Consider the following 24,277-nt stretch of genomic DNA (forward strand, 5'->3'; position numbering starts at 1 on the left):
CCGACCGTGCAGGGCCCTGATTGCATCGATTGGCGAGTCAGCCGTGGGTGGTCTTGGGCTGGAAGAAGGCGATGAACTTGCCGAATTTCTCCCCGTCGTAGCTGTCACCCTTCTCCAGCAACCCGGTGTTGAAGGATTCCAGCAGCTTGCCCTTGGCATCCAGCACGTAGAAGTGGGGCACCCCCAGATACTCGGGATAACCGTTGAGGAAGGATTCGTTCTTGTTCTGCTTGCTGACGTTCACCTTGACCACCACGAAGGTGCGGTTGAGCTGACTGGCAAGATCGGGTTGTTGGTCCAGAAAGTGGTTCATCTCCTGGCACCAGCTGCACCACTCGCCGCCCACCAGCAGCAGGACTTTCTTGCCCTCGGCGCAGGCCTTGGCGGTAGCGGCGGCGAGATCGCGGGCCGGGTCTCGTTGCTCGTCATAGCCCTGGCTGTAATCGGGCAGGCTCTGGCTCCAGAGGTGGCCGGCGCTGTACGCCTCGCCATGAAACAGGGCGGTGCCAAGCACCAGCGGCAATAGCAGTCGGTTCATCACGTGCTCCTTGTGTTGTTGTGGTTGCTTCCAAGCCGCAACAATGTGACACGAGCGAGCCCGGCCGCCAAGGGCGAGATGGGCGCTTGTTATGCAAAAAGCGGGAATGGGTCGGCGGGAAAAAACAAAGCCCCTCGCAGGAGGGGCTTGGTATTCAGGCAAGGAAGGTCGCCGGCAGATCAGTAACCCTGCTGGTGGACGTCCATCACGGCGCGACCGGAGGGGTCTGCCATCTCCTTGAACTTGGCATCCCACTCCAGCGCGGTCGGGGTGGAGCAGGCGACCGACTTGCCGTAGGGCACGGTACGGGCGGCGGACTCCAGCGGGAAGTGCTCGTCAAAGATGGCGCGGTAGAAGTAGGCCTCCTTGGTGAGCGGGGTGTTGACGGGGAAGCGGAAGGCCGCCGCCTCGAACATCTGATCCGTCACCTCTTCCTCGACCATGGCTTTTAGGCTGTCGATCCACGAATAGCCCACGCCGTCGGAGAACTGCTCCTTCTGGCGCCACGCCACTTCGTGGGGCAGCAGATCCTCGAACGCTTCGCGCAGGATGTGCTTCTCGATCTTGCCCTTGCCGCACATCTTGTCGGCAGGCTGCAGGCGCATCGCCACGTCCATGAACTCCTTGTCGAGGAAGGGCACGCGACCCTCCACCCCCCAGGCGGCCATCGACTTGTTGGCGCGCAGGCAGTCATAGAGGTGCAAAGAGGCGAGCTTGCGCACGTTCTCTTCGTGGAACTCGCGGGCGTTGGGTGCCTTGTGGAAGTAGAGGTAGCCGCCGAACAGCTCGTCGGAGCCTTCGCCGGAGAGCACCATCTTGATCCCCATCGCCTTGATGTAGCGGGCCATCAGGTACATCGGCGTGGAGGCGCGGATGGTGGTGACGTCATAGGTCTCGAGGTGATAGATGACGTCCCGCAGGGCATCCAGACCCTCCTGCACGGTGAAGTGGATCTGGTGGTGGATGGTGCCGAGGTGATCGGCCACCTTGCGGGCGGCGGCGAGATCCGGCGAGCCTTCCAGGCCGACGGCGAAGGAGTGCAGCTGGGGCCACCAGGCTTCGCTCTTGCCATCGTCTTCAACCCGGCGGGCGGCATAGAGCTTGGTGATGGCGGAGATGACGGACGAATCCAGCCCGCCGGAGAGCAGCACGCCGTAGGGCACGTCGCACATCAGCTGGCGCTTGACCGCCGCTTCCAGCGCGGCTTTCAGCTCGGCCTTGTCGCTGACGTTGTGCTCGACCGCGCCGTACTCCATCCAGTCGCGTTTGTACCAAGTTTTAAGCTCGCCATCCTTGCTCCACAGGTAATGTCCCGGCGGGAAGGTTTCGACGCTCTTGCAGACCGGTACCAGCGCCTTCATCTCGGAGGCGACGTAGAAGTTGCCGTGCTCGTCGCGACCGGTATAGAGGGGGATGATCCCCATATGGTCACGACCAATCAGGTAGGCATCCTGCTCGGCGTCATAGAGGATGAAGGCGAAGATGCCGTTCAGGTCATCCAGGAAGGCGGGGCCCTTCTCCTTGTAGAGGGCCAGCAGCACCTCGCAGTCGGAGTGGGTCTGGAACTGGAAGTCGACCTTGAGGTTCTTCTCCAGCTCCTTGTGGTTGTAGATCTCGCCGTTGACGGCCAGCACGTGGGTGCGCTCGGGGTTGTAGAGCGGCTGGGCGCCGTTGCCCGGATCGACGATGGCCAGGCGCTCGTGCACCAGAATGGCTTTGTCGGAGCTGTAGACGCCGGACCAGTCAGGACCGCGGTGGCGCAATCGCTTGGACATCTCCAGCGCCGATTTGCGCAGCGCGGCCGCATCGGATTTGATGTCCAGAATGCCGAAAATAGAACACATTGGCGGTAATCCTCTTGATTTTTATATGAGCCCCCCACGTTCGGGCTCGAAATTCCATTTACATTCCTCGCCAATCACAATGCCTAGTGCAAAAACCTTTTGCAAGCGGGAAAACCGCAGAAAATCATGCCGCTCACGTCAACCCGGTCAGCCTGAAAAAGGGCGGCTACGGCGGCCCGGGTTGACGCAGACGTCAAGTCGCGGCGGGCTCGAAGATCACGTAGAGCTTGCGGCAGGGGGTGAGGGTCTCCCACTCCCCGACAAAGCCGGCCGGGATGACGAACTGATCGCCGGGCTTGAGGGGCAGCCTGCCGCCCTGGCCGTCGTGGATCACCGCCTCGCCCTCCAGCAGCTGGCAATATTCGTGCTCGGTGTAGTGGATGGCCCAGCGGCCGGGCTCGCAAGCCCAGAAGCCGACGTGAAACTGCTGGCTGGGGTCGGAGTAGTGGTTCCATACCGTCTGGCGCGGATTGCCGGCGCGCAGGCGCTCGGGGGCGGGCATCAGCGGGGTGGGGGCCGCCTCGTGGCGGTCGAGCAGGATCCAGTCGTTGAGGGTCTTCATGCTGCCTCCTTGGTAAGGGATAAAAAAACGGGGCCATCCAGACCCCGAGATTGTTCGTTTTATTAAACGAGGTTGCGCATAACGTAAACGATAGCGCCTCCCTTGCCAAGGGGGCTGCCGCCCCCCGTCAGCGTGGTTGCAGCCGCTTGATGACGTGGCGGGCGAAGCCGCTGCCCGCTTCGTCGTAGACGTTGAACACCGCATCCACCCCTTGTTCTTTCAGGGAGGCGATGTCGTCCTCGAAGCGGACGATGGCGGCAATCTTGCCGGCAAAGCCGTGGCTGCGCAGTTTCTCGATGGCGTAGAGGTTGCCCGAGTGGTGAGGCATGGCCAGCAGCACCAGGTTGACCTGGTTGGAGAGCAGCACCTTGTCCCAGAAGTCGGTATCGGTGGCATCCCCCTCGATGACGTTCATGCCCTGGGCGCGCAGGGTGGGCAGCTTCTCGCTGTCGTTCTCCACCCCGAGGATCACGGTGCCGTACTTGTTCTCCAGCTCGAAGTAGGCGCCCTGACCGATCCGCCCCATGCCGAGGATGATCACCTCGGCATCGCCGAGCTCGATGGGCCTGTCCTCCGGGTGCAAAGTGGTGGCCTGCATGCCGCGCAGCCAGTTGCCGAGCCGATGGTAAATGCGCTCGCTCTGGCCGTTGAGGGGGGCCGAGATCATAAAGCTGGCCGCCAGCGCCAGAGAGAGAGCAACCAGCCACTCGTGGGAAATCCAGCCCGCCTTGGCGGCGATGGCCGCGACGATGAGACCGAACTCCGAGAAGTTGGTGAGCGCCAGGGTGGAGAGCAGGGCGGTACGCACCCGAAGGTGGGCGCCGCTGTAGACCAGATAGTAGAGCGCGCTTTTGAGCGGCAGGGCCAGCACCAGGGCCAGCGCCAGCAACATGGTGTCGTGGGTCGGCAGGCCGTTGAGGCCGATGGTGAGAAAGAAGCAGATGAGAAACAGATCTTTGAGGTTGAACAGCGACTTGGCCAGCCCAGCGGAGGCGGGGTGGGAGGCGATCAGCATGCCGATGACCAGCGCCCCCAGATCGGGCTTGAGCCCCACCACCTCGAAGCCGGCAGCCCCCACCACCAGCGCCAGGAAGATCCCGAACAGCACCTGCAACTCGCCGTGACCGGCCCGCTCCAACAGTTTCAGCAGCAAGGGGCGCAGCAGTGGCAGCCCCAGGATCCAGAGCGCCCAGATGCTGGGCCACTGACCGCTGGAGACCGCCAGGAAGGCCACCGCGAACAGATCCTGCATCACCAGCACGCCGACGGCGAGGCGGGCATAGAGGGCGTTCATGTCGCTGCGCTCCTCCAGCACCTTGACCGCAAACACGGTACTGGAGAAGGAGAGGGCAAAGCCCAGCAGCAGTGCCAGCCGCCAGTCCAGCGACATGGCCAGTGCCAGCCCGAGCCCCTTGCACACCAGCAGCACCACGGTGAACAGCAGGGTGGAGAGCAGCAGGTGCAAGCTGGTGGTGCCCCAGACGTCGCGCCGCATCAGGATCTTGACGTTGAGCTTGAGGCCGATGGTGAACAGCAGCAGGGTGACGCCCAGATCGGCAATTTCGTTCAGGGCCGGGGTGTTCTGATAGCCCATGCCGTTGAGCAGAAAACCGGCCGCCAGAAAGCCCAGCAGGGGCGGCAGGCCGATGAGGTTGACCAGCATGCCGCAGCCGAAGGCCACGGCGATCATGACAGGTTCCATTACACGTCCTTCAGGGGTAACGAGGCAGACCTGGGCCTTGCGCCAGGCCGGCCCGTCAGCCGGCAGGGATCAGACGATGTCGATATCCACCACTGAATCGAAGATGTGGTTCGGCCGAAACGGCATGCGGTCGATGTCGGCCACCTTGCTCACCCCGGAGAGCACCAGCACCGTCTCGAGGCCGGCCTGGAAGCCCGCCAGAATGTCGGTGCGCAGGTTGTCGCCGATGATGATGGTGTCGTCGGAGTGGGCCTCCATCCGGTTGAGCGCCGCGCGGATGATCCAGGCGCTCGGCTTGCCGACGTAAAACGGCTTCTTGCCGGTCATCCGCTCGATGGGGGCGCACAGGGCGCCGCAGGCCGGGTGCATCATGGGGCCGTGGGTATCGGGGTTGGTGGCGATGAAGCGGGCCCCCTGATCGACGAACTTTGCCCCCAGCTGCATCATGGTCCAGTTGTAGTTGCGGGTCTCGCCCACCACCACGAAGTCGGGGTCGATGTCGGTGATGGTGAAGCCGGCCTTGTAGAGTTCGTGGGTCAGCGCCCCTTCGCCGATCACATAGGCCTTCTTGCCGTCCTGGCGCTTGAGAAAGTCGGCGGTGCCCATGGCGGAGGTGTAGAAGCACTCCTCCGGCACCTCGATCCCGGCGGATCGGAAGCGGTTTTGCAGATCTTTCTGGGTCTGGGCCGGGTAGTTGGTCAGAAACAGCAGCTTGCTGCCCTGCTCCAGCAGGCGGTGGACGAAGCGGTCGGCACCGGGCACCAGATCGTTGTTGTGCAGGATGACGCCGTCGATGTCGCAGATGACGTTTTTCTTCATGGGGACTCCTTGTGTAGGCGCAAGAGGCGGCGGAAAGTTGCGCCAACTCTCAAGATCTTCAAATAGTTATGTTGTTTTTGTGACGCCATTATAAGTCTGTTTGATGACAAGTCTCCCCCATAAACAGAGATAGGTGCACAATGAACGACAGAGGGGAGGGATCCGCTCTGCCACTGGCTGGTCCCGCTGTCTGTGAACCGATGGAGCCGTCATCATGGATAACTTTATTGCCGGTCTGCCCAAGCTGGAGCTGCACCTCCATATCGAAGGCTCGCTCGAGCCGGAACTGATGTTTGCCCTGGGCCAGCGCAACGGCGTTGCCCTGCCCTGGCCCGACGTGGCCAGCGTGCGCGCCGCCTACGAATTCGACTGTCTGCAATCCTTCCTCGATCTCTATTACCTGGGGGCCAGCGTGCTCATCACCGAGCAGGATTTCTTCGACCTCACCTGGGCCTATCTGGAACGCTGCGCCGCCGACAAGGTGGTACACGTGGAGATCTTCTTCGACCCCCAGACCCACACCACCCGCGGCGTGCCCTTCGCCACCGTGCTGGGCGGCATCGAGCGGGCGCTGCAGCGCGGGGAGAAAGCGTTTGGCATCAGCTGGCGGCTCATCATGAGCTTCCTGCGCCACCTGAGCGAGAAGATGCCTTTGCCACGTTGGCAGAGGCCACTCCCTTCCTGTCGCGCATTCACGGCATCGGCCTTGACTCGGGGGAGAAGGGCAACCCGCCCAGCAAGTTTGCCCGGGTCTTTGCCCGCTGCCGCGAGCTGGGGTTGCCGGTGGTGGCCCACGCCGGCGAAGAGGGGCCGGCGGACTACATCTGGCAGGCCATCCGGGAGCTTGAAGTGCGGCGCATCGATCACGGGGTACGCTGCGTCGATGATCCCGATCTGCTGCGCTATCTGGCCGATACCCGGCTGCCGCTCACCGTCTGCCCCCTCTCCAACACCCGTCTCAAGGTGTTTGACAAGATGGCCCACCACAACGTGCTGGCGCTGCTGGAGCAGGGGCTGTGCGTCACCATCAACTCCGACGATCCCGCCTATTTTGGCGGCTACATGAGTGCCAACTTCCACGCCCTGGCCCATGAGCTGGGGGCCAGCATGAACCAGCTCTGCCGCTTGTCACTGAACGCGGTGGAGGCGAGCTGGCTGAGCCTGGCCGACAAGGCGCGGCTGACCCGGGAGATCAGAAGCTACGCCGCCTGCTACGGGGTCAGCCTCCATTAACCTGCGGTGCCGGCAAGCATGACAGGTAAAAAACGACGCGCCCACCAGAGAGGTGGGCGCGTTTTTTTATGGTTCTTCGCGGGATCTTGGGGAAGTGGAAGTTGACAGACAGGGTGCTGGTAAACTGGCTGTCTCCAAACACACCACCACCATCACCCTGCTGTCGCCGTGCATCATATTGATATTGCCTCCTTCTGGCCAGGTTATACCGTCATCGCCCAAGCGCTTTCTGCCAACCATCACACCCTGTTTACCCTTGAGCCTCGCGCCGACTTCTTGCCCCGTTGTCGCCGATGCCTGCAACCCACGCCATTGATCCACGACCAACGTATCCGCCGGGTGCGTGAGCGAGACCTATTTGACCGACAAGTCTGGTTACAACTGCCTGTTCGCCGCGTCGACTGTCTGCGCTGTGGTCGCGTCAGTGAACATATCGACTGGCTCCCCTCTGGCTCCCGCCTCACCCGGCGCATGCAGTGCTGGATTGAAGCGCTCGTTCAGTACCTCCCCATCCGCCATGTCAGCCAGCTCACCGGGGTCGGTTGGCACACCATCAAGGAGATCGACAAGCGCCGTTTGCAGACCAGTGTGGGCACCATCGAACTTGGGGAGGTGCGGCGGCTGGTGATGGATGAGTTTGCCCTGCACAAGGGACACCGCTATGCCACCGTGATCATGGATGCCGAGCGAACCCGCGTCCTGTGGGTGGGGCACGGCAACAGCCGGGCCGCTATCCGTCCCTTCTTCGAGCAGCTCGGCGAGCGATGCCAGCAGATTGAAGCGGTGGCGATGGACATGAACACGGCGTTCGACCTGGAGGTGAAGCAACACTGCCCGCAGGCGGAGGTGGTCTACGACCTGTTCCACGTGGTGGCTCGCTATGGCCGAGAGGTGGTGGACCGGGTGCGAGTGGAGCAGGCGAATGCACTGAAAAGCGATAAACCGGCGCGAAAAGTGGTCAAAAGTGCGCGTTGGTTGCTGCTACGTAATCGGGCGAAGTTGAGTGAAAAACAGGATGTGAAGTTGCAGGAGCTGTTGGCGGCGAATCAACCGCTGGCGATGGTGTACGTGCTGAAAGAGGGGTTGAAGGGCATCTGGTATGCGCCGAGCGTGTGGGAAGGATGGCGACGATGGCGGAGCTGGATGCGGCAGGTGAAGGAAAGCGGGCTAGCGCCGCTGCAACGATTTGGTCGAAATTTATCGAAATATATGCGGGGGATCCTGGCGAGTGCAAACTACCCGATGCACACGAGTGTGCTGGAAGGGGTGAACAACAAGATCAAAGTGATAAAGCGTATGGCATATGGATTTAGGGACTCAGAATACTTTTTTCTGAAAATCAAGGCGGCCTTCCCCGGAAAGCCGCGATGAACCTTTTTTATGCCTGGGCGGGTTTGATTCAGGCCGTGTGGGGCTGGGGGGCTGCCTGATAGGTCGGGTAGTCAATCAAGCCCTTTTCGCCGCCACCGAACAGGGTGGCCGGATCGTGGGGGGCGAACGGGTAGCCGTGGCGCAGCCGCTCGGGCAGGTCGGGGTTGGCCACGAAGGGGCGGCCGAAGCCTATCATGTCGGCCCAGCCCGCCTCGAGCGCCGCCCGGGCACGCTCGCCGTCGTACTTGCCGGCATAGATGAGGGTGTTGGGGAAGGCGTCGCGCAGCCCCTGCTTGAAGCCCTCCGCCATCAGCGGGGCATCGTCCCAGTCCGCCTCGGCGATGTGCAGGTAGACCACGTCGAGCCGGCCCAGCAGGCGGGCGGCGGCCAGGTAGGTCTCCTGCGGGTTGGCATCCACGGTGCCGTTGAGGGTGGTGAGTGGCGCGAGGCGCACCCCGACCCGGTCGGCCCCGATCTCGCTGCAGACTGCCTCGGTCACCTCTTTGAGGAAGCGCAGACGATTTTCCAGCGAACCGCCGTAGCCGTCGGTGCGGGTATTGGACTCGGAGTCGAGGAACTGGTTGATGAGGTAGCCGTTGGCGGCGTGCAGCTCGATGCCGTCAAAGCCGGCCAGCATGGCGTTGCGAGCCGCCTGACGGAACTGGCCCACTACCGCGTCGATATCGGCCTGGGTCATGGCGCGCGGGGTGACGGTTTCGACGAACCCGGGGGCATCGCTGCCGTTGTCGACGAACACCCGTACCCCTTTCGCCTGAATGGCGGAGGAGGAGATGGGCTGGGCACCGCCGAGGTTGTCAGGGTGAGTGACCCGGCCCACGTGCCAGAGCTGGGCGAACATGGTGCCGCCCTTGGCGTGGACGGCGTCGGTCACCAGCTTCCAGCCGGCCACTTGTTCGGCGCTGTGGATCCCCGGCGTCCAGGCATAGCCCTTGCCCATGGGGTCAATCTGGGTGCCTTCACTGATGATGAGGCCGGCCCCGGCGCGCTGGGCGTAGTAGATGGCCATCATGGCATTGGCCACGTCACCGGGCTGGCTGGCGCGGGAGCGGGTCATGGGGGGCATGACGATGCGATTGTTGAGGTGCAGCTGGCCGAGGCGCAGGGGGCAGAACAGGTGATCGTGGTGCATGGTGAATTCCTCATGGTGATGATGGGCTCACTCTAGTGCCGGCATCCCTTGCGAAAAAGAGGGGTAATTGCACAAAAGAATTGCACTGATGGCAGCAATGGTGAAACGAGGGAGGGGCAGGGGGAGGCGCCGGAATAAAAAAGGGGACCAGCAAGGCCCCCTTTTTCAGCATGGTTCACGTAATGGTATCAGGCCTCCAGCGGCATGACGCGCACCCGCTCGATGCGCCGCTCGCTCACCTCGACCACCTCGAAGCCGAGCTGCTGCAGTTGCAGCTGCTGGCCCGGGGCGGGCAGGGTGCCGAAGTGGGAGAGCAGCATGCCGGCCAGGGTCACGTACTCGTCGCTCTCGCTCACCAGCCCTTCGTGTTCCAGCACCTGCTCCACGTGGTGGATGTTGGTGCTGCCGTTGATGAGCCAGCCTTCTCCATCGCGGACGATGTCCGGCGTTTCGTCTTCATCGGGCAGCTCGCCGACGATGGCCTCCAGCAGGTCGTGGGTGGTCACCAGGCCCTGGATCACGCCGAACTCGTCGGCCACCAGGATGAGGCTGCCCTTGGCCTGGCGCAGCTCTGCCAGCAGCTTAATCACGTTGATGGTCTGCGGCACTATGATGGGGTCGTTCTGCTTGGCCAGCTCGCTCAAGGATTGCCCTTCATTGAGGGCAAACAGCAGATCGCGTGCCTTGACCACCCCGATCACCTCGTCCAGATCGCCGTCACAGACCGGGAACAGGCTGTGGGGCTCCTGCTGCAGCAGGGCGCGGATCTCGTCGTTGGAGTCGTTGACGTCGATCCAGGCCATCTCGGAGCGCGGGGTCATGATGGTGCGGATGGAGCGTTCGGCCAGCGACAGCACCCCGGTCACCATGTAGCGCTCCTCCTCGCCAAAGCTCACCGGCTCGGCGGCGGGGGCGTCCAGATCGTCGTCCGGTCGGTCCTGATACGCCTTGCTGCCCATCAGTTTGAAAATGGCGGCGGTGGTGCGCTCGCGCAGGGGCTGCTTGGCCTCGTGGCGCTCGGCACTGCGCTGGGAGAGCTGGTTGAAAAACTCGATCAGCACCGAGAAGCCAATGGCCGCGTAGAGGTAACCCTTCGGAATATGGAAGCCAAACCCTTCCGCCACCAAGCTAAAACCGATCATCAGCAGGAAGCTCAGACAGAGTACCACGACTGTGGGGTGGGCGTTGACGAAGCGGGTCAGCGGCTTGGAGGCGAGCACCATCACCAGCATGGCGATGGTGACGGCCGCCATCATGACGCCGAGGTGTTCCACCATGCCGACGGCGGTGATGATGGAGTCCAGCGAGAAGATGGCATCCAGCACCAGGATCTGGGTGATCACCACGCCGAAGCTGGCGTAGACGCCGACCGGCCCGTCCTCGGGCGGCTTGGCCTCCAGCCGCTCATGCAGCTCGGAGGTGGCCTTGAACAGCAGGAACAGGCCGCCCCCCATCAGGATCAGGTCCCGACCGGAGAAGGGGTGATCCCACAGGTGCAAAATGGGGGCGGTCAGGGTGACCAGCCAGGACATCACGCTCAGGAGCCCCAGGCGCATCAGCAGCGCCAGCGACAGGCCGATGACACGGGCCTTGTCCCGCTGGGCGGGGGGCAGCTTTTTCACCAGGATGGCGATGAAGACCAGGTTGTCGATCCCGAGCACGATTTCCAGGACGATCAGGGTAAACAGACCGATCCAGATGTGGGGATCCAGCAGCAATTCCATGTAGTGACCTCAATAAAAAACAGACAGAGCAGAGAGTAAGCACGGCGTACGATGGCCGCAGTGACAGCAAGGCAATGGCGTTATTCAGAGGCGCTGATTAAGCAGATAAAGATAGGCTTTGACGGGAAGAAACGAAGGGCAACTTCGGGGATTGTCCATGATGGGCAATAAAACCTCGGGTTAAAAGTGAGCCCTGATGATAACGGGAATCCCGTATTTGGCAAGAGGGGTGGGCAGCGCAGGGGAAAGGGGTATTAACCGAGCGGGGCGACAGGAGCGGGCGGAGCTTGCCAGGCAAGCCCCGCCGTGCGGCTTACAGCCAGCGTTTCTCGCGGGTGAAGCAGACCGACAGCCAGGCGTCCCCCAGGGTATCGCCGAGGCGGGACCAGAGCTCCTGGCGCAGGGCATCCTGGCGCTCGACGGGCCACTCCTGACCTGGCGCCACCAGAATGTTGAGTTCGAGATCGAAGCGGCGGCCGCTTTTCGCCAGGTGGCTGTAGCACTCGATGCCATGGCGCAGGCGCAGGGCCTCGACTTCGCTGGCCACCAGCCGGGAGACATCCCCCTTGGGGGCGATCTTCAGCACTTCCCGCAGGTTGCGACCGAGCACCTTGATGGGAATGAGGGTGGCGCACAGGGCCAGCAGCGAGACCAGCACCGGGTCTATGTAGCGGTTGTAGTGGCCGTAGCCGATGGCATCGAGACCGATAGCGACCACGAAGCCGATGAGCAGGGTGGTGCTGAGCAGGGTGTCGACCAGCCACTCCTTGGAGTCCACCCGCACCAGCTCGGAGTTGACCCGCTCGGCCACGTCGGCCTCGACCCGGTAGATGATGCCGCAGAAGAAGGTGGAGACGACGGCATAGATGAGGGCGTGGCCGAGATCGATCTCCCGTCCGCCCGCCAGCAGGGTGGTGAGGCCGTTGTAGAGGGCCGCTAGGCAGAGCAGCAGAATGATGGTGCCGTTGATGACGTTGGCGATGGGTTCGAAGTGGGCGTAGCCGTATTGAAAGCGGGCGTCGGAGGGACGGGTCACCAGGTAGGCGGTGATGAGCCCCAGCCCCGTCATGCCCATGCTGAACAGGGTGAAGATGCCGTCCAGCATGATGGCGTTGGAACCGACGAACAGGCCATAGCCGATCCCGAAAATGGCAAAGGTGATGCAACCAAACAGCGACAGGGTCAGCGCCTGTTTTTCGGTGCGAATAAGCGTACTGATAACATGGCTGTAATGAGCCATAAAAGTCCTCCTTTCAAATGGTGAAGATTGCGCGCGCAAGCGGTTTTCTAGCTGATATACTGCCCGCTCACATGTGAGCGGACTGGTTCGGGGGCCCGCGAAGAGGCTGGCCCGAACGGTCGTTGTCGCCGGAGTTCCGGCATCAAGCAAAGGAAGGGAACAAGGATTCATGATCCCGAGACTCGATTACCAGGACAGTTTGTCACCTACAACCCTGCAGTTTCTTGAGTTGCTGGCGCGATCAGCATTTCGTGGTGATATCGAAAAGTCTTATGCAAGCCGGTTGGCGATGGCGACGGATAACAGCGTCTATCAGGTAGTACCTCAGGCGGTTCTCTATCCGCGCAGTGCGGACGATATTGCGGTGATGCTCAAGCTGGCCCAGGGGCCCGAGTACGCAACCTTGAGTTTCTTCCCTCGCGGCGGCGGTACCGGCACCAATGGTCAATCCTTGGGCGGCGGCATTATCGTCGATCTCTCGCGCCATATGAACCAGATCATGGAAATTAATCTGGAAGAGGGCTGGGTGCGGGCCCAGGCCGGGGTGGTTAAAGATCAGCTCAACGCCTATTTGAAGCCCCACGGCTACTTCTTCTCGCCGGATCTCTCCACCTCCAACCGCGCCACCCTGGGGGGCATGGTCAACACCGACGCCTCGGGGCAGGGCTCCTTGGTGTACGGCAAGACCTCGGATCACGTGCTCGGCCTCAAAGCCGTGCTGGAGAATGGCGATCTCATGGCCACCGAGCCGGTGACCGGCCCGCGTCTGGCGGACAAGCTGGCCCTCGACAACCGCGAAGGGGAGGTCTATCGCACCCTCTATCGCATCGGCAAGGAGCGCCGCGCCGACATCGAGGCCACCTTCCCCAGGCTCAACCGCTTTCTGACCGGTTACGATCTCAAGCACCTCTATCAGCCCGATACCGACACCCTGGACGTCAGCCGGGTGCTGTGTGGCTCGGAAGGCTCCTTGGGCTTTATCACCGAAGCCAGGCTCAACATCACTCCCATCCCGCGCTACCGCACCCTGGTCAACGTCAAGTACGACAGCTTCCCGTCGGCCCTGCGCAATGCCCCCTTTATGGTACAGGCCCAGGCGCTGTCGGTAGAGACGGTGGACTCCCGGGTGCTGGGGCTGGCTCGCGCCGACATCATCTGGCACTCGGTCAAAGAGTTCATTCAGGAGGTGCCGGGCAAGGATCTGCAGGGGCTCAACATCGTCGAGTTTGCCGACACCGACGAGGATGAGCACCAAGCCAAGGTGGCCGAGCTGTGCCGGCGCATCGACGCCCTGCTGGCCAAGGGGGAGGCGGGGATCATCGGCTATCAGGTGTGCAACCACCTGGCCAGCATCGAGACCATCTACGCCATGCGCAAGAAGTCGGTGGGGCTGCTCGGCAACGCCGAAGGGCGCAAGAAGCCGGTGGCCTTCACCGAAGACACCGCCGTGCCGCCGGAGTCGTTGGCGGACTTCATCATGGAGTTTCGTGCCCTGCTGGATGCTCACGGCCTTGACTACGGCATGTTCGGCCACGTCGATGCCGGGGTGCTGCACGTGCGCCCGGCGCTGGACTTGTGCGACCCCGAGCAGGAGGTGCTGCTGCGGCGTATCTCCGATCAGGTGGTGGCGCTCACCGCCAAATACGGCGGCCTGATGTGGGGGGAGCACGGCAAGGGCTTTCGCTCCGAATACAGCCCCGCCTTCTTCGGCGAGCTGTGGGAGGAGCTGCAACGGGTCAAGGGGGCGTTCGACCCGGCCAACCGCATCAACCCGGGCAAGATCTGCATGCCTTATGGCAGCGGCGCCGAGCTGGTGTCGGTGGATGGGCCCAAGCGCGGCAAGTTCGACCGCCAGATCCCGCTGGCGGTGCGCACCAGCTATACCCGGGCGCTGGATTGCAACGGCAATGGTCTGTGCTTCACCTTCGAGACCGACTCCCCCATGTGCCCCTCGGTCAAGATCAGCCGCGACCGCCGTCACTCTCCCAAGGGGCGGGCCGGCCTGATGCGCGAATGGCTGCGCCAGCTGGCAGAGCAGGGCTTCGATCCGCTGAGTGAGGAGGTGGCCCTGCAAAGCGGCGGTCTGCGCTTCAAGCAGATTGTCGACAAGTTTCGCAACACAGTGGCCCGCGCCCGCGGCGAGTATGACTTCTCCCACGAGGTGATGGAGGCGATGGAGGGGTGCCTGGCGTGTAAAGCCTGCACCAGCCAGTGCCCCATCAAGGTGGATGTGCCCACCTTCCGCGCCCGCTTCATGCAGCTCTATCACAGCCGCTATCTGCGCGGCCCCAAGGATTACTTCGTCGGCACGGTGGAAAGCTATGCCCCCCTGCTGGCCAAGGCGCCGAAACTGGTCAACTTCTTCCTCGAGAAGGAGTGGGCCCAGAAGGCGACCGAGAAGAGCATCGGCATGGTGGACGTGCCGTTATTGAGCGTGCCGACCCTGGCCGAGGAGCTGCGCGACCATCGCGCCCGCTATTTCGATCTGCCGGGCCTGGAGGCCATGAGCCCCGAGCAGCGTCAAAAAGTGGTGCTCATCGTGCAGGATCCCTTCACCAGCTACTACGACGCCCCCGTGGTGCGTGATCTGGTGAAGCTCGCCAGCAAGCTCGGCCTGCAGCCCTATCTGCTGCCGTTCAAGCCCAACGGCAAGCCCCAGCACGTGAAGGGCTTCCTGCGCGCCTTCGCCCGTACCGCGGCCAGCAGCGCCCAGTTCCTCAACAAGGTGGCGGCGCTCGGCATCCCCATGGTGGGGGTCGATCCCTCCCTGGTGCTCTGCTATCGGGACGAATACGTGAAGGCGCTCGGCCCCGCCCGCGGTGACTTCCAGGTGCTGCTGCCCCAGGAGTGGCTGCTCTCCTTGCCGGCCGAGGCGTTGCCGGTGCGAGAAGCGGATGCCGGCGTCGAGCCCTGGTATCTGTTCGCCCACTGTACCGAGAAGACCGCCAAGCCGTCGACCCACGGTGACTGGAGTACCCTGTTCCGCCGCTTCGGTGCCACGCTGCAACCGGTGTCGGTGGGCTGCTGCGGCATGGCCGGTACCTATGGCCACGATGCCAAACAGGTGGATAACTCCAAGGGCATTTATGGCCTGAGCTGGGCCGAGCCCCTGGCTCGCCTGCCGCAAGCCCGTTGTCTGGCCACCGGATATTCGTGCCGCAGCCAGGTGAAGCGGATGGAGGGGGAGAAGCTCAAGCACCCGCTGCAGGCCCTGCTGGAACTGCTCTGATGCTGACGCTCCCCAAGCGGTTTCGGGTGCCGCAAGCCTATCGGCACCCGCACTTCCTGCTGCTGCCGGTCAATCCGACCCAGGCGGTGGTGGAGTTCGTCGCCATGCTGCGCGAGCGCGAGCAGCTTCATCAGCTGTTTCGCCCGGACGATGTGTGGCCCTCCGCCAATTTCAGCCTGAGCCAGCACGAGGCCGATCTGGAGTGGCAGCACTCCGAGTTTCTGGCCAAACGCTCCTTTGCCTATGGTCTCTGGAGCCCGGCGCGGGAGCCCGAGTTCTGGGGCGGGGTTTACCTCTATCCCTCGGTGTTGCCGGAGGTGGCGGTGGAGCTCTTCTTCTGGAAGGTGGCCGAGGCGCCGCTCACCGATGCCGAACTGGAGGCCGAACTGCGCGCCTGGCTCGGCAAGGTGTGGCAGTGGTCCGCGCCGCGTCTGCCGGGGCGCGACCAGCCCTGGGCCGAGTGGCCAGGGGTGACCTATCCCTGGTGAGGGTCAACCTCGATACAAGATGCCCCAGCGTGGGCATCTTTTTTTTTGGTCCTTTTTCGCCGACACTGCTGGTTTGCCGCTATGGCGCAGTGATAACCCGTTGATCACGCAAGGAGTCCGCTCACCATGAGTCAAGAAAGCAGCCCTATCTGGCGCAAACCCATGAGCCTTGAAGGGCTCAACGCCAGCTCTCGCAACACCCTGATGGCCCACCTCGACATCGTCTACACCGCCTTTGGCCCCGACTGGCTGGAGGCAACCATGCCGGTGGATCACCGCACCCATCAGCCGCTCGGCATGTTGCACGGCGGCGCCTCCGTGGTGCTGGCGGAGACGCTGGGATCGCTCGCGGCCAACATGGCGGTCGGGCCTGACAGTTACTGCGTGGGGCTGGAGGTCAATGCCAACCACCTGAGAGCCAAGCGGGAAGGGGTGGTGACGGGGCGTTGCACGCCACTGCATCTGGGGGCGACGACTCAGGTGTGGCAGATAGAAATTCGCGATGAACGTGGTCGTTTATTGTGCACCAGCCGGTTGACCATGGCGGTGCTCAAACACAAGCGGGACAAGGACTCTGGCGAAGCGTGATCTGCAATAACGCACCATGAGTGAAAAATAAGCAAGCCATAGTCGCAAGATCCCTCTATAATTGCCAACGTCTTGAGAGGCTTATCACATTTTTCAAGACAGCAGAACAAAGTGGCGCTATAATCGCCGCCTTTTTGCTATTCCGCGGTGTTAGCCGCCTGCCTTAATCTGGAAGAATCTATGTCTGATACCGAACAACTGCCCCTTTTTAGTGAGCTTGGACTGGCCGCGCCTGTACTGAAAGCGCTGCAGGACGTGGGCTATGAGCGCCCGTCCCCCATCCAGGCCGCAGCAATTCCCCACCTGATGGCGGGCCACGATCTGCTGGGGCAGGCGCAAACCGGTACAGGGAAGACCGCTGCTTTTGCCTTGCCTCTGTTGTCTCGTCTGGAAGCTGGTAACCGCAACACCCAGATCCTGGTGCTGGCACCGACTCGTGAACTGGCTCTGCAGGTGGCTGAAGCGTGCCAACGCTATGCCCACCACATGCCTGATTTCCACGTGCTGCCCATCTACGGCGGCGCCTCCTACGAAACCCAGACCCGCGCCCTGCGCCGCGGTGCTCAGGTTGTCGTGGGTACCCCGGGCCGTGTGATGGACCTGATCCGTCGCAAGAACCTGGACCTCTCCGGCCTGAAAGCCCTGGTGCTGGACGAAGCGGACGAGATGCTGCGCATGGGCTTCATCGACGACGTGGACTGGATCATGGAACAGTGCCCGGCCGGTCGTCAGGTTGCCCTGTTCTCCGCCACCATGCCGGAGCAGATCCGTCGTGTGGCCCAGAAGCACCTGAAGCAGCCCAAAGAGATCAAGATCGCCTCCAAGACTGCGACCGCTACCACCATCCGTCAGCGTTACTGGCAGGTGACCGGTCTGCACAAGCTGGACGCCATGACCCGTCTGCTGGAAGTCGAGCCCTACGAAGCCCTGCTGGTGTTCGTACGCACCAAGAACGCCGCCGAAGAACTGGCTGGCAAGCTGGCTGCCCGTGGTCACGCCTGTGAAGCGCTGCACGGTGACATCCCGCAGAAGCTGCGTGAGCGTACCGTCGACAAGCTGCGCCAAGGCCAGCTGGACATCCTGATCGCCACCGACGTGGTCGCCCGTGGTCTGGACGTTGAGCGCATCACCCACGTGGTGAACTACGACATCCCCTACGACACCGAATCCTACGTTCACCGTATCGGCCGTACCGGTCGTGCCGGTCGCAAGGGTGAAGCCATCCTGTTCGTGGCACCGCGCGAGCGTCGCATGCTGCGTGCCATCGAGCACGCAACCCGTCAGGCCATCGAGCCGATGAAGATGCCGAGCACCGAGGACATCAACCAGCACCGTCTGGCCAAGTTCAAGGAGCGCATCCGCGAAACCATGATGGGCGAAGAGCTCGAGATCTACGTGAACCTGGTGAACGAGCTGATCGAAGAAGACTCTGCCGATCCGCTGGAACTGGCTGCCGCACTGGCCAAACTGGTACAGGGCGACCAACCGCTGCTGCTGGATGACTCCATTCCGGATCCGGTGTTCAACGCCGGCAACGATCGCGGTGGTTTCGAGCGTCGTGACTTCAACGACCGTGGTGGCCGTGATTTCGCCGACCGTGGCGATCGCCCGGCTCGTCGCATGCCGTCCCTGGAACCGCGTCCGCTCAAGGACAACCCGGATGTGGAGATGGAGCGCTACCGCGTCGACGTGGGTGCCCATCACGGCGTCAAGCCGGGCCAGATTGTGGGTGCCATCGCCAACGAAGCGAACATCGAGAGCCGCTTCATCGGCAACATCGATATCGCCGATGACTTCTCCACCGTCGATCTGCCCAAGGGCATGAGCGCCGACGTGCTGGAAGTGATCAAGAAGGCCCGTGTCTGCCAGCGTCCGCTGCAGATCAGCCGCTACACCGAAGTGCCGGCCGGCAGCAACACGGCTCCCCGTCCGCCCCGTGGTGATCGTCCGTTCCGTGGCGACCGTCCTTTCAACAAGGATCGCCGTCCGCAGGGTGACCGTCCCTTCAACAAGGATCGCCGTGAAGGCGGTTTTGACAAGGGTCGCAAATTCGGTGGCAAGCGCCGCGACAGCTAAACCCTGACTGCTAGCTAAAAAGGCCGCTCATCGAGCGGCCTTTTTGTTGCCCGTCGTTCACCCAGGCGACGTTGCAGCGCCGCATGGGGGGATGTGAAAGGGTCAGTCCATGGCGCACCGTTGATGTTGCCGATGGGTTGCCTGACATCGTCCTGGTAGTGTGGGGATGGGGCAGGGAAGCGACGGGTAAACGCAGGGTAGCGGAGGGTTGGGACGAGCGACGCCAGCATAAAGGGAAGAATGTAGCAGCAAGAGCAGGCTGAGAGGGGCGCCCGGGCTGACTTGTCCGGACCTATGCCATCGCGGTGAAGGCAGCAAAAAGGCGACCCTGGGGTCGCCTTTTATGTTTATGCATCTTGAGGGGCTTAGAGCACCATGGCGGCAATCCAGCCGAAGATGATGAGCGGGATGTTGTAGTGGATAAAGGTGGGCACCACGCTGTCCCAGATATGGTCGTGCTGGCCGTCGGCGTTGAGGCCCGAGGTGGGGCCCAGGGTCGAGTCGGAGGCGGGAGAGCCCGCATCCCCCAGGGCGCCGGCGGTGCCGACCAGAGAGATGGTCGCCAGGGGGGAGAAGCCGAGGTGCAGGCACAGCGGCACATAGATGGTGGCGATGATGGGCACGGTGGAGAAGGAGGAGCCGATCCCCATGGTGATGAGCAGGCCCACCAGCAGCATCAGGAAGGCGGCCAGCCCCTTGTGGCCCGCCATCATGCCGGAGACGGCCTGTACCAGGCTCTCCACCCCGTGGGTCTCTTTCATCACGGCGGCGAAGCCGGCGGCGGAGATCATGATGAAGCCGATGAGGGACATCATGCGCACCCCCTGGGTGAAGGCATCCTGGCTCTCGCGGAACTTGATGACGCCGCCACAGGTGAAGATGACGAAGCCGGCCAGCGCCCCCAGCACGATGCTGTTGGTCATCAGCTGCAGCCCCAGCGCCACGGCGATGGCCAGCAGGGCGACCCAGATGTGGTTGAGGTTGAGATCGACCGTCTCCGGCTCGGCGGCCAGGATCTTCTCCAGATCATACTGGCGTGGCTTGCGATAGCTGAAGAAGACGGCGATCAGCAGGCCGACGAACATGCCCAGTACCGGAATGGCCATCGCCAGCGGCAGCTGGCTGTGCTCGACTGGCACGCCGTTGTCGATCAGGTTCTTGGCCAGGATGTTGTTGAGGAAGATGCCGCCAAAGCCCACCGGCAGCAGCATATAGGTCGCGGTCAGGCCAAAGGTGATGACGCAGGCCACCTGACGGCGGTCGATCTGCATCTGGGCCATGACGTGCAACAGCGGCGGGATCAGGATGGGAATGAAGGCGATATGGACCGGGATCAGGTTCTGGGAGGAGATGGAGACCCCCAGCACCGAGCTGAGCAGCAGGGCCTTGACCCAGAGGATGCGGGAGCTGCTGGCATCCTTGCCGAGTTGGCTGATCACCTTGCGCGCCAGCAGATCCGTGATGCCGGAGCGGGAGATGGCGACTGCGAAGGCCCCCAGCATGGCGTAGGAGAGGGCGATCTCGGCGCCGCCACCCAGGCCACCGCTGAAGGTGCTGAGGGTCTGCTCGAGGGAGAGACCGCCGATCAGGCCGCCGACGATGGCGCCGATGGCGAGAGAGACCACCACATTGATCCGCAGCAGGCTGAGCACCAGCATCAGCGCCACCGCGATAACAACAGGATTCATTTGCTTTCCTTATAGTTTGTGTTGCTGTCTGTCGTGTGAAAGGCAGTTAGTTTGCGAAAAATGTGACAAATGTCGAGTAAAAAATCAGGTGAATGGCCTATCTACAGCATTCCCGGCGGTTCAACCCAGGTGATGAGTCTTGAGAGGTAAAAAACGGTGCTGGATGGGCCTTTTTTCGACATTCTGGTCAAACCAGATGGCTTGCCAAATGGCGCAAGAAAAGAGGCTGCCGTGGCAGCCTCTTGGGAAGGGGGCGTCGTTACTCGCTGGCGTCGTTGGCCACCTCGTCCGGGTGGGCCGGGGGCCAGCCACCCAGGCTCTTCCAGCGGTTGACGATATGACAGAACAGCTCGGTGGTGCGCTCGGTGTCGTAGAGGGCGGAGTGCGCCTCTTTATTGTCAAACGGAATGCGCGCGCTCTGGCACGCCTTGGCCAGCACCGTCTGGCCAAGCGCCAGGCCGGAGAGGGCGGCGGTGTCGAAGGTGGCAAACGGATGGAACGGATTGCGCTTGAGGCCGGCCCGCTCGGCGGCGGCCATGACGAAGCCGTGATCGAAGGTGGCGTTGTGGGCCACTATGATGGCGCGGCCGCAATCCTGCTCCTTCATCCCCTTGCGGATGCCCTTGAAGATCTCGGTCAGCGCCTCTTTCTCGCTGACGGCGCCGCGCAGCGGATTGAAGGGGTCGATGCCGGTGAACTCCAGCGCCGCTTTTTCCAGATTGGCCCCTTCAAACGGCTCGACATGAAAATGGAAGATCTGGTCGGGCACGAGCCAGCCCTGCTCGTCCATCTTGAGGGTATAGGCGGCGATTTCCAGCAAGGCGTCGGTTCTGGCATTGAACCCGGCGGTTTCAACATCGATGACGACGGGGTAAAAGCCACGAAAACGGCCCTTGAGGGTGTGAACAGCGTCGGTCATGGTATCTCGGTCGGCGTGAAATGAGGCGGCATTATGGCAAAAAAGCCGGCCTTTGTCCCTCATCGGCCGCCATCGGCACAGTGGCCGATTCTATTATCGACACGCGGGCTTATAATTGACCACTTCAACAATGGAATGGGGAGCAACGATGAAGAAGCTGGGATTGGCGCACAAGATGTTGCTGGTGGTCTGCCTGCCACTGCTGGCCTTGCTGTTCTTCTCCGGCCGATACGTCTATGAGCGTTATCGGGTCGAGCAGGAGATGAGTCAGGCCCAGTCCGCACTGGCGGTGGTGCGGGAAGCGGCGCAGCTGGCCCACGAGCTGCAAAAGGAGCGCGGCATGTCGGCCGGCTTCCTGGGTTCCGGTGGCAACAAGTTTCGCGATGCCCTGCCGGCGCAGCGCAAGCAGGTAGATACCCTGCTGCAGCGCTTTCATGAGGATCCCGCTCTGCTGGCGCTCAAAGAGGTGCAGCAGGAGCTGGCCGGGCTCACCGCCATGCGCGAGCGGGTCAGTGCGCTGGGGGTCGAGGTGGCCGAGCAGGTCAGCTTCTATACCCGGATGATCACCCAGTTGCTGGCGGTGGTGGATCAGATCAGCATCAATAGCCGGGATGCCACCATAGCGCTGCAGACCAATGCCTATGCCGCCTTCTTGCAGAGCAAGGAGCGGATGGGGCTGGAGCGGGCAACCTTGAGCAACGTGTTCGGCCGCGACAGCTTCACACCGGCGCTGTTGCAGCAGTTCATCTCCCTGTTGGCGGCCCAGAATACCTATCTCGAGCGTTTCCAGGCGGTGGCGAGCCCCTCCCAGCGTCAGCTGCTGGCCGACAGCCTGGCCTCGCCGGTGGTGAGCAAGGTGGCCGCCATGGAGAAGCTGGCGCTGGACAAGGCGGCCGGCGGCGGCTTCGGGGTGGATGCCGAGGCCTGGTTTGCCTTGAGCACCGACAAGATCAGCCTGCTCAAGGAGAGCGAAGACCGCCTTTATCAGCAGCTGTCCGAGCGGGTGGACCAGATGCGGGCGAAGAGCGCCAGCGACTTCTGGTGGGCCGCCACCGGAGTCCTGCTGTGCGTGCTGCTCACCAGCTTCGTCTGCTGGCGGGTGGTGCGGGATCTGCATCTGGGCTTCATGGCCCTGCACCATACCTTCAAGCGGCTGGTGCAGGAGAACGATCTGACGGTGCGGGTCAACTGGCGATCCGGTGATGAACTGGGGGCACTGTCGCGGGATCTGAACCACTTCCTCGAACATCTGGAGGGACTGATGCTGGCGGTGCGCCGCTCCTGCGAGGTGCTGGCCCGCAGCGCCGCCGCCTCGGCCAACGTCATTGCCGAAGTCAACGCCGGGGTGGCCAAGGGGTTTGGCCAGGTGGATCTGGTGGCGACGGCGGCCACCGAGATGGCCTCGACGGTGGCCGAGATCGCACGCAACGCGACCCAGACCTCGCTGGCGACCCAGCAGGCCATCGGCCGGGCCCGGCAGGGTGACAAAGAGGTGGATCAGACCATCGATGCCATCCAGCAGGTCGCGGGTACCTTGAGTGATACCCAGCAGCTGGTGGACAGCCTGCATCAGGACACCGAATCGGTGGGCGAGGCGCTCAACCTCATCAAGCAGATCTCGGATCGCACCAACCTGCTGGCCCTCAACGCCGCCATCGAGGCAGCCCGCGCCGGCGAGTCCGGCCGCGGTTTTGCGGTGGTGGCGGAAGAGGTGCGGGCGCTGGCGTCGCGCACCCAGCAGGCCGCCGACGACATAGAGCGGATGCTGGTGCGGCTGCGACAGGGGGCCAATCAGGCGGTCACCGCCATGCACCTGGGGACCGAGCAGGCGGGGCTGAGCGTGACCGAGGCCAAGCGGGCGGGCAGCGAGTTGACCGACATCGTCAACGAGGTGCGCAAGGTGAGCGACATGACCGCCCAGGTGGCGACCGCCACCGAGGAGCAGCGCTATGTCACCGACGACATCCAGCACAACGTGATGACCATCCGCGAGGTGTACGAAGCGCATCGCCAGCACTCGGAAACCCTGCAGCAAAACAGCGCCGAGCTGGATCAGCTGGCGCGGGAGCTGGCGGGGCGCATCGCCCGCTTCAAACTGATGGACGCCGCCTCGACCCACTGATCGGTTTGCCCTAAAGCTTGTCCTGCCCCTGCCGATATCTAACCTGAGATCGTGTGGAGGGCAGGCAGTTGAACGCTTGGATGTTGGGGTTGGTCAGCATATCCGTGAGTATGCAGTTACAGGCGGGAGTCACCGAGTTCGGTGCCGGCCTGGATCAATCCGTCTGGCGCTTGACCTCCGACACCCAGGTGGAGTGCCGGCTCGAGCACCCCATCCCCAACTGGGGAACAGGGGCATTCGTCAGCCGCGCCGGTCGTAAGATCAATCTGGATTTCGAGCTCAAGGGGCTGCGCCAGCAGGCCCAGACCCAGACGGTCAGCCTGGGCATCATGCCGCCGGTCTGGCGCCCCGGCATCGCCGGGCGGGAAGTGAGCCAGCTGCGCTTTTACCAGCAGTTTGACGGGCTGGTGGAGGGGCAGACCGCCTGGACCATGCTGGACGAGCTGGAAGGGGGGCGCATGCCGACCTTCCAGTACCGCGACTGGTATCGGCAGAATCGACCGGTGCGGGTCTCGCTCTCCTCGGTCAACTTCCGGGTCAAGTATCAGGCATTCGTGGATTGCCTCAATGGCCTGCTGCCCTACAGTTTCAACGACATCGCCTTCAGCGTGCTCACCTATGACAAGAACAGTGACGAGCTGTCGCTGGCTTCCAAGCGGCGGCTGGCGATGATCGGCGAGTATGTGAAGGTGGACAAGAGCATCGACGTGGTGGTGATCGACGCCTACAGCGACAGTTATGGCGGTCGCTGGCCGAACCAGAAGCTCTCCGAGAAACGGGCCGATGCCATCAAGAAGGTGTTTGTGGATCTGGGCATCGAACCCGGCAAGATATCGGTGGAGGGGCACGGCGAGAAGCAGCACGTCGCTTCCAACGAAACCGAAGATGGTCGCGCCAAGAACCGGCGGGTGGTGATCAACATGGGCCGTAACGGCGCCATCTGAGGAAAACGAATCCATAAAAAAGAGCGCCTTGGCGCTCTTT

17 protein-coding genes and 1 pseudogene are annotated in these 24,277 nt (G+C 62.7%); 8 read left to right on the top strand and 10 right to left on the bottom strand.

The window, feature by feature from the left end; genetic code table 11:
* Nucleotides 1–37: 37 nt before the first annotated feature.
* The 5 genes from C2U40_RS07570 to C2U40_RS07590 all read right to left on the bottom strand — a co-directional run bounded on the left by C2U40_RS07570 (nucleotide 38) and on the right by C2U40_RS07590 (nucleotide 5,465).
* Complete coding sequence (locus C2U40_RS07570) at nucleotides 38–538, bottom strand: thioredoxin family protein (RefSeq protein WP_103829319.1); 501 nt, start codon at nucleotides 536–538, stop codon at nucleotides 38–40.
* 179 nt (nucleotides 539–717) lie between these two features.
* Nucleotides 718–2,382, bottom strand: a complete 1,665-nt coding sequence (gene asnB / locus C2U40_RS07575) for an asparagine synthase B (protein WP_029300238.1) — start codon at nucleotides 2,380–2,382, stop codon at nucleotides 718–720.
* A 193-nt stretch (nucleotides 2,383–2,575) separates the two neighbouring features.
* On the bottom strand, nucleotides 2,576–2,944 hold the full coding sequence (locus C2U40_RS07580; RefSeq protein WP_017784880.1) for a cupin domain-containing protein: 369 nt from the start codon (nucleotides 2,942–2,944) through the stop codon (nucleotides 2,576–2,578).
* A 127-nt stretch (nucleotides 2,945–3,071) separates the two neighbouring features.
* Complete coding sequence (locus C2U40_RS07585) at nucleotides 3,072–4,646, bottom strand: cation:proton antiporter family protein (protein ID WP_011706470.1); 1,575 nt, start codon at nucleotides 4,644–4,646, stop codon at nucleotides 3,072–3,074.
* A gap of 69 nt (nucleotides 4,647–4,715) precedes the next feature.
* Nucleotides 4,716–5,465, bottom strand: coding sequence for an HAD-IIA family hydrolase (locus C2U40_RS07590; protein WP_011706469.1), 750 nt, complete (start codon nucleotides 5,463–5,465; stop codon nucleotides 4,716–4,718).
* 214 nt (nucleotides 5,466–5,679) lie between these two features.
* Between C2U40_RS07590 and C2U40_RS07595 the strand changes: the two are divergent.
* Nucleotides 5,680–6,698, top strand: a pseudogene (locus tag C2U40_RS07595) (adenosine deaminase).
* A 168-nt stretch (nucleotides 6,699–6,866) separates the two neighbouring features.
* Complete coding sequence (locus C2U40_RS07600) at nucleotides 6,867–8,069, top strand: ISL3-like element ISAeme19 family transposase (RefSeq protein WP_081000878.1); 1,203 nt, start codon at nucleotides 6,867–6,869, stop codon at nucleotides 8,067–8,069.
* A 28-nt stretch (nucleotides 8,070–8,097) separates the two neighbouring features.
* On the opposite strand, the gene C2U40_RS07605 is transcribed toward C2U40_RS07600, so the two are convergent.
* The 3 genes from C2U40_RS07605 to C2U40_RS07615 all read right to left on the bottom strand — a co-directional run bounded on the left by C2U40_RS07605 (nucleotide 8,098) and on the right by C2U40_RS07615 (nucleotide 12,183).
* Nucleotides 8,098–9,219, bottom strand: coding sequence for an alkene reductase (locus C2U40_RS07605; protein WP_103828528.1), 1,122 nt, complete (start codon nucleotides 9,217–9,219; stop codon nucleotides 8,098–8,100).
* Nucleotides 9,220–9,407: 188 nt separating this feature from the next.
* On the bottom strand, nucleotides 9,408–10,943 hold the full coding sequence (locus C2U40_RS07610) for a TerC family protein (protein ID WP_103828529.1): 1,536 nt from the start codon (nucleotides 10,941–10,943) through the stop codon (nucleotides 9,408–9,410).
* 313 nt (nucleotides 10,944–11,256) lie between these two features.
* Nucleotides 11,257–12,183 carry a cation diffusion facilitator family transporter gene (locus tag C2U40_RS07615; RefSeq protein ID WP_011706465.1) on the bottom strand — a complete coding sequence of 309 codons (927 nt, stop codon included), beginning with the start codon at nucleotides 12,181–12,183 and terminating at the stop codon, nucleotides 11,257–11,259.
* A gap of 169 nt (nucleotides 12,184–12,352) precedes the next feature.
* Between C2U40_RS07615 and ydiJ the strand changes: the two genes are divergently transcribed.
* The 4 genes from ydiJ to C2U40_RS07635 all read left to right on the top strand — a co-directional run bounded on the left by ydiJ (nucleotide 12,353) and on the right by C2U40_RS07635 (nucleotide 18,564).
* Entirely contained in the window at nucleotides 12,353–15,412 is a 3,060-nt protein-coding gene (gene ydiJ, locus C2U40_RS07620) for a D-2-hydroxyglutarate dehydrogenase YdiJ (RefSeq protein WP_181014889.1), read from the top strand.
* Nucleotides 15,412–15,900 (top strand): hypothetical protein, encoded by a 489-nt coding sequence (locus tag C2U40_RS07625; RefSeq protein ID WP_103828531.1) that lies wholly within the window; start codon nucleotides 15,412–15,414, stop codon nucleotides 15,898–15,900. The genes ydiJ and C2U40_RS07625 overlap by 1 nt, the downstream gene beginning before the upstream one ends.
* A gap of 126 nt (nucleotides 15,901–16,026) precedes the next feature.
* On the top strand, nucleotides 16,027–16,488 hold the full coding sequence (locus tag C2U40_RS07630) for a hotdog fold thioesterase (RefSeq protein WP_103828532.1): 462 nt from the start codon (nucleotides 16,027–16,029) through the stop codon (nucleotides 16,486–16,488).
* A 180-nt stretch (nucleotides 16,489–16,668) separates the two neighbouring features.
* Entirely contained in the window at nucleotides 16,669–18,564 is a 1,896-nt protein-coding gene (locus C2U40_RS07635) for a DEAD/DEAH box helicase (protein ID WP_026080084.1), read from the top strand.
* Between the two features lie 365 nt (nucleotides 18,565–18,929).
* On the opposite strand, the gene C2U40_RS07640 is transcribed toward C2U40_RS07635, so the two are convergent.
* A complete protein-coding gene (locus tag C2U40_RS07640) occupies nucleotides 18,930–20,252 on the bottom strand; it encodes a Na+/H+ antiporter family protein (RefSeq protein ID WP_024944876.1) in 1,323 nt (440 codons plus the stop codon).
* 259 nt (nucleotides 20,253–20,511) lie between these two features.
* Nucleotides 20,512–21,171 (bottom strand): ribonuclease T, encoded by a 660-nt coding sequence (rnt, locus tag C2U40_RS07645; RefSeq protein WP_162901887.1) that lies wholly within the window; start codon nucleotides 21,169–21,171, stop codon nucleotides 20,512–20,514.
* A gap of 148 nt (nucleotides 21,172–21,319) precedes the next feature.
* Between rnt and C2U40_RS07650 the strand changes: the two genes are divergently transcribed.
* Nucleotides 21,320–23,293: a methyl-accepting chemotaxis protein gene (locus C2U40_RS07650; RefSeq protein ID WP_103828533.1), complete on the top strand. Its 1,974-nt coding sequence runs from the start codon at nucleotides 21,320–21,322 to the stop codon at nucleotides 23,291–23,293.
* 68 nt (nucleotides 23,294–23,361) lie between these two features.
* The gene (locus C2U40_RS07655) at nucleotides 23,362–24,237 is read left to right on the top strand and encodes a flagellar protein MotY (protein WP_024944879.1); all 876 of its coding nucleotides are present in this window, start codon (nucleotides 23,362–23,364) and stop codon (nucleotides 24,235–24,237) included.
* The last annotated feature ends 40 nt before the right edge of the window (nucleotides 24,238–24,277 follow it).

Origin of the sequence: Aeromonas sp. ASNIH4 (assembly GCF_002934425.1) — a bacterium.
Classification (GTDB): Bacteria; Pseudomonadota; Gammaproteobacteria; order Enterobacterales; family Aeromonadaceae; genus Aeromonas; species Aeromonas hydrophila.